This window comes from Acinetobacter sp. AB03 (assembly GCF_058107045.1).
Window position 1 is genome coordinate 1 of the sequence record NZ_JBUEBA010000063.1, and the last position, 11,752, is coordinate 11,752.

8 protein-coding genes are annotated in these 11,752 nt (G+C 40.5%); all 8 read right to left on the bottom strand.

Going from position 1 to position 11,752, the window contains the following annotated elements:
• Positions 1 to 418: 418 nt before the first annotated feature.
• Positions 419 to 1,564 carry a phospholipase A gene (locus tag ACY3FQ_RS18200; protein WP_004907114.1) on the bottom strand — a complete coding sequence of 382 codons (1,146 nt, stop codon included), beginning with the start codon at positions 1,562 to 1,564 and terminating at the stop codon, positions 419 to 421.
• A complete protein-coding gene (locus ACY3FQ_RS18205; RefSeq protein WP_074947801.1) occupies positions 1,554 to 3,170 on the bottom strand; it encodes a Na/Pi cotransporter family protein in 1,617 nt (538 codons plus the stop codon). Before ACY3FQ_RS18205 ends, ACY3FQ_RS18200 begins: the two co-directional genes overlap by 11 nt.
• An 85-nt stretch (positions 3,171 to 3,255) precedes the next feature.
• Positions 3,256 to 4,557 carry an MgtC/SapB family protein gene (locus ACY3FQ_RS18210; RefSeq protein WP_201450538.1) on the bottom strand — a complete coding sequence of 434 codons (1,302 nt, stop codon included), beginning with the start codon at positions 4,555 to 4,557 and terminating at the stop codon, positions 3,256 to 3,258.
• A 70-nt stretch (positions 4,558 to 4,627) separates the two neighbouring features.
• Positions 4,628 to 5,752: an ABC transporter permease gene (locus ACY3FQ_RS18215; RefSeq protein WP_074947802.1), complete on the bottom strand. Its 1,125-nt coding sequence runs from the start codon at positions 5,750 to 5,752 to the stop codon at positions 4,628 to 4,630.
• Position 5,753: 1 nt separating this feature from the next.
• The gene (gene rbbA, locus ACY3FQ_RS18220; protein WP_159375099.1) at positions 5,754 to 8,510 is read right to left on the bottom strand and encodes a ribosome-associated ATPase/putative transporter RbbA; all 2,757 of its coding nucleotides are present in this window, start codon (positions 8,508 to 8,510) and stop codon (positions 5,754 to 5,756) included.
• Positions 8,507 to 9,565, bottom strand: coding sequence for an HlyD family secretion protein (locus ACY3FQ_RS18225; protein ID WP_005137629.1), 1,059 nt, complete (start codon positions 9,563 to 9,565; stop codon positions 8,507 to 8,509). Before ACY3FQ_RS18225 ends, rbbA begins: the two co-directional genes overlap by 4 nt.
• A gap of 18 nt (positions 9,566 to 9,583) precedes the next feature.
• On the bottom strand, positions 9,584 to 10,981 hold the full coding sequence (locus ACY3FQ_RS18230; protein ID WP_074947804.1) for an efflux transporter outer membrane subunit: 1,398 nt from the start codon (positions 10,979 to 10,981) through the stop codon (positions 9,584 to 9,586).
• 4 nt (positions 10,982 to 10,985) lie between these two features.
• Positions 10,986 to 11,681, bottom strand: coding sequence for a TetR/AcrR family transcriptional regulator (locus ACY3FQ_RS18235; protein ID WP_074947805.1), 696 nt, complete (start codon positions 11,679 to 11,681; stop codon positions 10,986 to 10,988).
• Positions 11,682 to 11,752: the final 71 nt, after the last annotated feature.

The window sequence follows — 11,752 nt, forward strand, 5'->3', positions numbered from 1 at the left end:
GTTTGTGCAACAAAGCCGTTGTACGATAAAGTTTAGGTGCAGGCTTATTCATCTGGAAATTATATTGCTGAATAAGCCTTCCATGCTAGGTTTGTACAACAAAGCCCTTTGAGAATAATTCAAAGAAAAATTATATAAAATTAATACGGTACAATAAAATTGCAAAACTGATAATTAATATAATCATGGTCAATATTATTAAAAAATTAGTTGAAGAAAATTTCATTTCACCCTCGACTTACAATTAATTTTTACATGAAAAATCATGTGTTTAAATAAAAAAATACCCATTCATAGCATATTTAGCCAACAATAAAATTTTATAACCCACAGAATATTATTGCGAAAAAACCATGATTATGATTTCAAATAGATTTAATATTTAGTGCGCCAATCTTTGTTTCTAGAGCAGCTCTATCTAATACCTATTCATTAAAGAAACGCCTAACCCCACGTAAGTTGCTCGATGATTGTAATCAATCAAACTCTCCCCATAACCGTCAAACAATTGAAAATATCCTCTTAACTTGCCTGCGATCGGAAATGCCCAATCAAATTGCATAGCGCCGCGAGAATCATCTCCCCCTCTTAAAGAATGTCGTAAAAGCAATGAAAACTCATTATCATTACGACGGTAAAATGCTGTTAAATCTCCCCGTCCTACATAGTTTTTAATGTCAGGATTATCATCTTTTCCGGCATCTTCATCTAGGCGATACCAAGGTCGCAACATAAGCGCAAAATTATCTTTTTCTAAACCAATATTCAGCATAATACGGTCCCAGCTGCGAGATAAGGGACCAGAACGACCATTAGATTGATGATTATAAGTTAATCCCAATAAGCGCCCATTTAAGCCCAAAATGCTATAGTCTGTTCTAAAAATTAAACTGGCTTCAGGCTCATAATTTGTTTCACGAAAAGGCCTCGATTCATCTTCATTATAGACTTGCCAATGCGCAGTCTGCGTATAGCCAACCCACATATCCCCATTGTCTTCAAAGAGATTCTCAAGTGCTTTGGTCTTTAAAGATAACTGCAGTTTAGCTTCCATCGAATTCAAATTTTGCTGTTCTGCCAGTGTCTTGTTTGGCGTATGCGGAACTTCATTTTTTTCACTTGTCCACAGTGCAGGTAGCAAATAAATAGGCTGGTAAGCCCGTAAATTCCATGTTCCTAGTTTTTGTTCTGGTGTTAATTCCCAACGCTGGTCGATTAATGATGCTTTTAAATCCGATTGATGATGTTCTAAAGCAAAAAAATGGTTCGGATTGCCCTGCTTGTTATCTCGGCTGCTCGGCCGTTTTAATGTTTGTAACGGCATGGCCTCAGCAGATCCAGCGCCTTCTGCAACTAATACCGATGCCACTGTTACGTCGCTGAGCTTTACTGAAAATAAACCGTCATAACAATTTAAACGCTCTGCATTTGACTCAAGTGCTACACAAGCAGAAGCACTTGCAGGTTGATAAGCATAGCCTGCTTCTGTACACAATATAGACAGCATCGCCAAGTTCAACACCCTGAATGAATACTTTGTACGGCGTGTCAATTTAACAGCCATTTTTAAATTTCCTTTCTTCATTTTTGAGAATACTTTCATACAGCACATTAGAAAAACGGTAAGTATGTGCAACTAAACGATCTAGCCAACGTTGCGCAGCAAGTAACTCAATCCCCTTTGCTGCATTAAGTTGATTCACTTCAGTATGCTGCAGAATTTTTTGGCGTATTTCGGCACGATGCTGACTGGTCCACTTCTTTAAACTATTTAATTCATTGCGCATTGGCTCTATATTTTTAGGATTTCCTAGCTGCTCTCGTTGTTGTATATAGCTCTCAACAATATGCTTATAGTCCAAAGCTGTTTGTAAAACTGCTGGCTGAGTACGTAATAAAATTGCGTAATCAATATTTTCAAGATCACTGCGTAATACACGTACATAAACCATCACTCGCAATAAGCTGACAAAATCATGATTACTTTCATGTGAATAAGGCACATTGATTTTTTCTAGATATGCTTCCAGCTGTAAAATTATTTCATCTAATTGTTTTATTTTCCGCTGAGAAGGCATAGCACCTTCCTGAAATGCTGCACTCAAAAAACTGAATATTTCGAATAAAATATAATATTGAACGGTCTGTGCAGACTGAACAGCAATAGCAGAAAACTCAAGATTAGCCTCATCCAGAAATTTCATAATCGCAGGCAAGTCATTGGGTAAAATACGCAGCAGCCACTTTTCCAGCTGTTTTGTCGCAGGCATAAAAACCAAGGCCCCCATAACACTAAATGCAGTATGGAATAAGGCCAAAATAATCAAGACATCCCATTGAGTAAAAAAAGTATATTGCTGATAAAAATAGATAAATAAAGGAGCCAATATAAAAAAAGCTAATATCGCAGTGACAAGATTAAAAACCACATTTACCGCAACTGTTCGTTTCGCACTGACTGAAGCACCAATCACAGAAATAACAGTAATCCCCACTGCACCAACGTTCTGACCAATCACCATATAAATAGCTTCAGATAAATCTATCGCTCCTGTCGCTAATGCTGCCAAAGTCGTCGTAATCGCAGCACTGGACGATTGCAAAAGTAAAGCCATGACAAGACCAATCAGTACTAAAATTATTTGTCCCAAAAACTCATTGGCATTTAAAAATGATAAATCACCTTGTTTTGAAAACCCATTCATGGCTTCTTGCAATACACTGATACCAAAAAAAATCAGGCCAAAACCTGCAATAATTAAACCCAATACTGCAATTCGGTCTTTACCTAATAAATTGATGACAGCGCCAAATCCAATCAAAGGCAGTGCGATCATTGAAATTGAAAATTTCAAGCCTAATAGCGCAACCATCCATCCCGTGCTTGTGGTTCCGATATTGGCCCCAATCATAACACCAATGGCTTGAGCAAAACTCATGATCCCTGCATTTACGAAGCCAATTGTGGCCATTGTCGTTGCAGTTGAAGATTGAACCAATAAAGTTAGGCCTATACCTGACAGCATGGCTTTAAACTGCGTTTCGGTAAATTTAGTTAATAACTTTTTAAGCGTTTCACCTGTTGCATCCTTTAACCCATTGGTCATTAAAGTCATGCCCAGCAAAAATAAGCCAACACCACCGAATAATTCTGCAAAAACTTGATGCATCGTTTCCCCTATACTTCTTGGTTTTCAATATAAGTACCTGATTTCTTTTTTTAAAAATTTCATCACCACAATCCTTCATCGCTATTTAAACTTGAAGCAGCAGTAATCCGCCTACACATAACACATGCACGATCTGTACTGGAGCGAAATAAATGCCATATCTCCAGCCACCTGTCATAAAGGCATTTACGCATTTTGAACCTGAATGAGTTGCCAAACCGAGTACCATTGCATAAACCAAAATACTGTTATGAATATCACCCTGTACGACGACAGCAGTCATCGCAGCATGTACTTCAAAAAGTGAAGCCAATAGGGTGCCTATGATTAAACCTTTATCCCCCAACAGTACGCTCAGTCCATAAACTAAGGCCTGAATCACCGTAAGTGTTAGTGCAATAATCACGGCTTCTTTGATACTGAACATGCGGGAATCTTCAGCCATATTGCTTGTTTCTGATGACACATTTTTCTGCTGTGAAGACATAGGCATTTTATGGAGTAAAAATAAAGCGGTCACAGTTAACATCACAATGCCTGCAATACATGGCAACAGTAAAAATTTCAGCCACCCTAGGCTGACTCCTGCAACGACAATCAACAATTGCACCAAGGTTGAAACACAGGAAAGCAAGGCTGCGCCTGCACTTATTTTTGCATCCGCCTTTCCTGCACGCACTTGCATGCCATAACTTGCAACCGTTGCTGTACTGGATACAAAACCTGAAGCGAAAGACGATAAAATAAGTGCTTTATCTTGTGAGAAAAGCCTTTTCGCCACATGCGCCAAAGACTGTACAATCAGAATTAAAATCACTAATTTCAGAATGACATAGGGATTCAGCACAGAGTCCCAATACGGCTGATTTGGCATCAATGGCAAAGCAATTAAGATTAATGCCAACAGAAACAAGCCATCACGCAATTCAAAATCTCGAATGGTTTGCCCTGCAAAACGATGCATTACGCCTTTTGCCCTTAAAACAATGGTGAGCAATACGGCCAGACCTGCTGCAAACAAGGGATTGAATACACACAATGCACCTATTAAGTAGGTCATTAAAAAAGCAAGCTCCGTGGTACTGCCTATATCTTTTTGCTGTTTGTACAAGCTGTATAAACAAAAAGCAGTGACGGCTGCTGCTCCCACAATCCCTACAGCAAGGTGAATTAAAAAGCACAATGCTCCTAACAAAGCCGCGATTGTAAATGAGCGTAATCCTGCAAAGCTTGGTTCACCGGCTGCATTATTATGACGTTCGCGCTCTAAGCCAATTAATATACCGCTGCCTAGAGCAGACGCCATAATAGTCAACAATTGCGACAAAGATAAACTGAGTAAAAGTTCGCCCACCAGAGCACCCCCAGAATATGCAATGAATATCATGTTTTCATTACTGAATAAAAAAAGTAGGCAGTCTTTTAAGGGATGGACACTGCCTGCCAAAAGGAAATTGTTAAGCCATGGTATGAATGGTGTCTTTAAAGCGTTTCCACGATATATAGAAAAATACCACTGCAATACCTAACAGCCATACAAAAGATGGCCATACCACATCAAATCCAGCATTGCGGTATAAAATGGCTTGAGCTAAGGAAACAAAATGCGTCGTTGGGGCAATCATCATCACGTGCTGTACAATTTCCGGCATACTTTCACGTGGAGTTGAGCCGCCTGATAGCATTTGCATCGGAATCAATACGAGCATCATGAGCAAACCAAACTGCGGCATAGATTTAGATACAGTTGCCATGTAAATACCCATTGAAGTTGTTGCAAACAGTGTGAGTAAGGCGCCAAAGAAAAAGAGCGGCAAACTACCATCAATCGGGACATGCAATACACCCTGAATCACGACTTTTAAGCCAACAAATACTGCGATCAATACCACAAGACTCATTGACCAGACTTTGGACATCATGATTTCAAATACTGTTACAGGCATCACCATTAGATGTTCAATGGTGCCATGCTCGCGCTCACGAATTAGCGCGGCACCAGTGAGAATAATTGAAAGCATCGCCACATTATTAATAATCCGCATCACACTGGTAAACCATTGATTTTCCAGTGTCGGGTTGAAGCGCGAACGCATAGCCAAATCTATAGGTAAAATTGTGATTTCGCGGTTACGCAATACATATTCATTCACTTCAGCCTGAATAATTTGCTGAATATAGCCTGCACCAGACATAGCCTGACTCATGCGGGTCGCATCGACATTGACCTGAATCTCAGCGCTGTCGCCAGATAATACATCTAGCTGAAAATTTGCTGGAATATTTACAGCAAAAGTAAACTCACCAGCATCCATCCCCGAATCCATCGTACTGAGCATAGCCGTTTTACTGGTGAAATTTGGTGGATAAAAAGCTGAGGAAATCCGCTCAGACAAAATCGAGTGATCCTCATCAACAATTGCAATAGGGGCCATATTTAGCGTGTCTTTCACTGCAGTTGATGAGGTGTAAATCGATAAGGTAAACGTGTAAATAATCAACACTAACATTATCGGATCTCGCCACAAGCTCCAAAGCTCTTTACAGCCGAGCTGATAGATATTCTGTAATTTTGTGAACATCTTATTGCTCCTGTTTTTTCAACAAAACAATGGCCGCAAACATAATCACCGGAACAGCGAGAGCCATTATCCAGATAGCCTGCTTGAGATCTGCAAAGTCCAAACCTTTATTAAAAATTCCACGGCTGATATTCACCATATGTGTTGCAGGATATATCTCCCCAAACCAACGCCCAAAACCTTCCAAAGAAGATACAGGATTGATAATTCCAGCAAACTGCATAACTGGTATCAAAGTCCCAATCATGACTAAAAACATTGAAGCAATCTGGCTTTTGGTAATAGTAGATGCCAATAGGCCCATACCTGTGGCAAAAATTACAAACAAAAAAGAAGCTAAGGTCAGAGCAAAGAAGCTACCTTTTACAGGTACATCAAATAAAGTAACCATGACCAAACACATAAGGAAATAGTTCAACATTGCCAACAAGATATATGGAATCTGTTTACCAATTAAAAATTCTGTCCGCGTCACTGGTGTGACATACAAATTCACAATCGAACCTAATTCTTTTTCTCGCACCACAGATAAAGCAGTCAACATGGCAGGAATCAACAGTAATAATAAAGGCAATACTGCGGGGGTCATCGCAGGTAAACTTTTAATATCTGGGTTATAGCGGTAACGAGTTTCAACACTCACAGTACTAGATGTTTTATAACCACTTTGTTCCAATGCTTTTTGCATCAGCCAATACGTGTGAATCCCCTGCACATAACCTTGCACCGTTTCTGCACGTTGCGGCATCGCCCCATCGATCCATGCCGCCACTTGCACCTGTTCACCACGAGCAACATCACGAGCAAAATTTGGCGGAATTTCTATCGCCAAGGAAATATCCCCACTACGCATACGCTGATCAATATCATCATAGCTTTGCAGCGCTGGCTGTTCGATAAAATAACGCGACCCTGCAATACTCATGCTGTAGTTTTGACTTAAGCTCGTTTGGTCACGATCCAACACAGCGAATTTGAGGTCTTCAACATCCATGGTGATGCCGTAGCCCATGACCAGCAGTAAAATTAATGACCCCATTAAAGCCATGGTGGCGCGAATCGGATCACGCGCCAACTCCAAAGATTCACGCCAGGCAACACTCAATAACCGGCGCAAACTGAATTTTTTTGGCTTGGCATTCAGTTCTTTACTGCCATTTGTTTCAGCAATACTTTTCGCCAAATCATTGGGCTGATCTTTAGTGCCTGCACCAGCATCAATCAAATAACCGATAAAAGCTTCTTCAAGTGTTTCAGCATGGCGGTTTTTTATCAGCTGTGCTGGTGACGCACTGTCAAGCACTCGTCCAGCGTGCATCATTGACATTCGGTCACAGCGCAACGCTTCGTTCATAAAATGAGTTGAAATAAAGATCGTGACCCCATCATTACGCGACAAATTGATTAAATAGCGCCAGAAATTATCACGCGCAATCGGGTCAACCCCAGATGTTGGTTCATCCAGAATTAAAATTTCAGGATTATGCACCAGTGCCACTGCGAGTGATAAACGCTGACGAACCCCCAAGGGCAAATCATCAGGCAGTTTTTCTTTCACATTCTCAAGATCAAAACGCTCGAGCATCAGTTGTACACGCGGCTCAATTTGCTCTTGTGGCACATGAAATAATTTGGCATGCAATACCAAATTCTGCACAATAGTCAGTTCGCTATACAGGGAAAAAGCCTGCGACATATAGCCCACACGACGCCGGGTTTCAATATTGCTGCCTTCAACGGGCTGACCAAACAGCCATGCCTGCCCTTCCGATGCTTCTAAGAGGCCCGTCAGCACTTTCATGGTGGTAGATTTACCGCAGCCATTTGAACCTAGAAAGCCAAAAATCTCACCACGTTTAATTTGAAAATTAACATGATCTACAGCAGTAAAATCTCCGAATTTTACTGTTAAATCTTTCGCTTCAAGTGCAAAGGTATCTGAACCATAATCTGGCAAGGGCGGGATCACGACAGGTTCATAACCGGCTTTTTTTTCTTCTGGCAGCAATTTAATAAATGCATCTTCTAAGCTGATGCTTTGGGTTTGACTGAGCAGCTCCTGCGGTGTGCCAGTTTTTAAAATTTCCCCATCATCCATCATTGCAAGCCAGTCGAAACCTTGTGCCTCATCCATATAAGCAGTAGCAACAATGACGCTCATATGTGGACGAACTTTGCGAATACGGTTAATTAATTCCCAAAATTGCGCTCGCGCCAAAGGGTCAACCCCTGTTGTAGGCTCATCTAAAATCAGAAAATCCGGATCATGAATTAAAGAGCAGCATAGACTCAATTTCTGCTTCATCCCGCCAGAAAGTTTTCCTGCTGGGCGATCTAAAAAATTGTATAAACCTGTACTCTTGGTCAGTTCATCAATTCGTTTGCGGCGCTCGATGGCATCATGTCCAAATAACCGGGCCACAAATTGTAAATTTTCTTCAACAGTTAATGTTTTATAGAGGTTTTTTCCTAGACCCTGCGGCATATAGGCAATATATGGGCAGACCTGAATTCGATGATATTTATCTGCAATATCACCACCCAAGACTGTTACTTTCCCCTGCTGCACAATTTTAGCACCTGACAGCAAAGCCAATAAGCTAGATTTACCTACCCCATCTGGACCAATCAAACCAATCATGCAACCTGCAGGTAACGTTAACGACACTTTATTAAGCGCGACTGTTTTTCCATATTTCAGGCTGACATTTTCAATTTCTGCAACAAACGATCCTTTTTCAGATTGTTGTGTCATCATTTAGCTTTTTTCTCTAAAAATGTCGGCCACACTGCCTGATCATCAATTTTGATATATGCCACACCCGGCAAACCTGTTTTGACTTGTTCAATATTATTGTTTAATAAAGTCGGATCAATTTTCGCTTTAACACGGAACATCAATTTTTGGCGTTCGCTTTCAGTTTCCACCGATTTTGGTGTGAACTGTGCAGTATCTGCAACAAATGACACTTTGGCAGGAATCACCACATTTTTCGCGGCATCCAACACAATGCGAACTTCTGTACCAATGGCGATATGCCCTGCGACAGTTTCCGGCAAAAAGAAGGTCATATACACATCAGACAGATCAATCAGATTTAAAACACGTCCACCTGCTGCCACCAATTCACCCGGCTGTGCAACACGGAACTGCACTCTTGCTTTTAATGGAGCACGTAATTGCGCATCATCCATATCAAATTTAATCCGTTCAATCGATGCTTTGATTGCATCAACTTGAGAATGAGCCGCTGAAACTTGACTTTTAGAGGCCACGATCGCACCTTGCGCACTTTGCACTTGTGCTTTAGCTGCGCTTAATACCGCTGCTACTTGCTGCGCAGAGGCACGTTCATCATCGAGTTGCTGCTTTGATGAGGCTCCCTCTTTGGCTAAAACCTCAGTACGCGCCAAACGGTTTTTAGCGGCCATCAATTCGGTTTCACGCTGCTGTACCATTGCCTCAGCAGCAGATTTTTCACTAATGCGCATTGACACTTGTGCTTCCGCTGTCGCAATCGCATCCTGGGCTTGACGCTGTTGTGCTTCCAATTCACGCAATTGGGCCTCTAAAGCAGAAATTTTAACCCGCGCCAAGATTTGACCAGGCTCGACAAAGTCACCTTCTTTAACCAAAATTTCTTCTAACTGACCAGATAGCTTACTAGATACGTTAATTTCAGTGGCTTCAATACGTCCATTGCCACTGACTAAGGCATCAGTGTCTGGCTTATTCATATTTTTCCAGATCAGATAAGCGACCAACCCTAAAACAACGATGAACCCAGCAATGGTTATTTTCTTAAAATTCATGTTTAATTACCCAATATTTTAAATTTTTTTTGCAAATGCGGTGTCACCACCCAAGGCAAAATAAAGACTGACATAGGACTGCATTAAGCTACTTTGCGTTTCAATCCATTGCTGTTCTGCACTAAGTAAATTGCGCTGTGCATCCAAAACGTCTAAATATCCCACAGCACCGTTGTCATAACGCAGTTGTGCCAGCCGTGCAGTTTCCTGGAAAGCACTGAGTCCTTGTTTCTGAATCCGTAATTGTTGATCTAAATATTTCTGTTGAACCAGTGCATCAGAGACTTCACGGAATGCGTTCTGTACCGTCTTTTCATACTCTGCCACTGCAATCTCTTTACGCACTTCTGCTAAGGTCAAATTATTTTTTAGACGACCCGCAGTAAAAATCGGCACACTGATACTTGGAGCAAACGACCAAACACTGCTGCCAGATTTAAATAAATCGTCTAAATCTGCACTGGCTGTTCCAAAACTGCCCGTCAGTGCGATACGTGGAAAAAATGCTGCGCGTGCCGCATAGATATTGGCATGCTTAGATTTAAGCATTGCTTCCGCAGCATGAATATCAGGACGGTTCAACAATAAGTCTGAAGGCAAACCCGTTTGTAGCATACTTGTTTTAAAAGTCACTTGATCTAAATCTGTTTTAGGCAAAGAAATCGGCTGTCCCACCAATTGCACTAAATAGTTTGCAGTCAGTGCACGGGATTTCTGTATTTCAGCCACTAAAGCTTGACCATTACTGAGCATTGTTTTTGCTTGCATGTATTCCACTTTAGAGCCTGCACCCACCTCAAAACGGCGCTTAAAAATTCGTACTGATTTTTCATAATTCTGTACAGAGCGCTGAGCAAAATAAATGCGTTTGTCTAGTTCAGAAAGTGTTAAATAACTTAGAACTGTCTGCTGAATAAGACTGTTGCGTACCGCTTGCACATTACTCTCTACTGCAAAGAACTGCTGTAAAGCTGCTTCATTCAAGCTGCGTATACGCCCCCATAAGTCCAGCTCCCATTGGTTCATACCCAAACCAACAGAATACTGGCTGGTCGTCATTTCTCGGCCAACATAAGATAAATCGGCAGGCACATGATTACGTTCCATACCTGCATTCCCGCCAATATTGGGGAAAAGCTCCGCACGTTGGATACCATATGCTGCTTGTGCTTCATGTATCCGTAATGAAGCAATTTTTAAATCTTGATTGGACACTAATGCCAAATCAACAAGATTAATTAGCTGCTGATCATTAACATAATTGTCCCAAGATAAGACTTGGTAGTTACCTTGAGTTTGCAATGGATATGTTTGAGACAGAGCCACTTGATGTTCTGGGAGAGGCGTTATTTGAGAACAACCCACAAGACTTGATGTCAATACGACACACATCCATTTTAAAGAAGTGAATTGCATAACCTCATTCCCCCCAATAATTTACAGCATGATATAAATGTGAATGGTTGAACATATTTTTTAAATGCACATGAACCAACTGCCTTAATCTCAGTTCAATATTAAAATTTTGATCGACCATCCATTTATGTACCAGCCCCATTAAAGAAGTCATAATAAAATCTGCGACCATTTCAATATCAACATTTCGAGACAACTGCTCCAAAACCAAAGCTTCTTTCAACCATTTAATATTATCTGATTCACGCACACTCTGTGAATTAACAAGATATTCATTTAAAGCTTTATTTGATTCCAACCCATAAAATCTCAACCAAAAATAAGCACGATATTTTTCACGATAGACATAAACATCATCTGCCACATTTAAAAGCAAACTATTAATCGCATCCAAACCATATTTATTTTTAGTAGATAATTTAGATTTCTCATTAAGCCAATTTTCCAAATAATCCAAAACACGAATTAACAATTTATCTTTAGAGCCATAACGACGTGTGACTAAGCCTCGGCTATATCCTGCATTCACTCCAACAGCTTCTAAAGTAACTGCACTTACCCCACCTTCCGACAAAAGCTTAATAGTCTGCTTAACCATTTTAAGATCTGACTCAACAGCCCTTGCCTGTATTTTTTTATTAATAAAAATCTGCTCAGATTTTTTACTTTTTTCCAAAATACTTGAATTTTCAAAGCCCAATTTATCGCCCCCCTAAAGACAAATAAAAAAATATTGTTAGCAACAACTTTTTTCTAAATAATAGTATATAC

Coding starts and splice junctions, on each gene's coding strand:
- ACY3FQ_RS18200 (WP_004907114.1), bottom strand. CDS start 1,564: ATGGCTGTTAAATTGACACGCCGTACAAAGTATTCATTCAGGGTGTTG.
- ACY3FQ_RS18205 (WP_074947801.1), bottom strand. CDS start 3,170: ATGCATCAAGTTTTTGCAGAATTATTCGGTGGTGTTGGCTTATTTTTG.
- ACY3FQ_RS18210 (WP_201450538.1), bottom strand. CDS start 4,557: ATGATATTCATTGCATATTCTGGGGGTGCTCTGGTGGGCGAACTTTTA.
- ACY3FQ_RS18215 (WP_074947802.1), bottom strand. CDS start 5,752: ATGTTCACAAAATTACAGAATATCTATCAGCTCGGCTGTAAAGAGCTT.
- rbbA (WP_159375099.1), bottom strand. CDS start 8,510: ATGATGACACAACAATCTGAAAAAGGATCGTTTGTTGCAGAAATTGAA.
- ACY3FQ_RS18225 (WP_005137629.1), bottom strand. CDS start 9,565: ATGAATTTTAAGAAAATAACCATTGCTGGGTTCATCGTTGTTTTAGGG.
- ACY3FQ_RS18230 (WP_074947804.1), bottom strand. CDS start 10,981: ATGCAATTCACTTCTTTAAAATGGATGTGTGTCGTATTGACATCAAGT.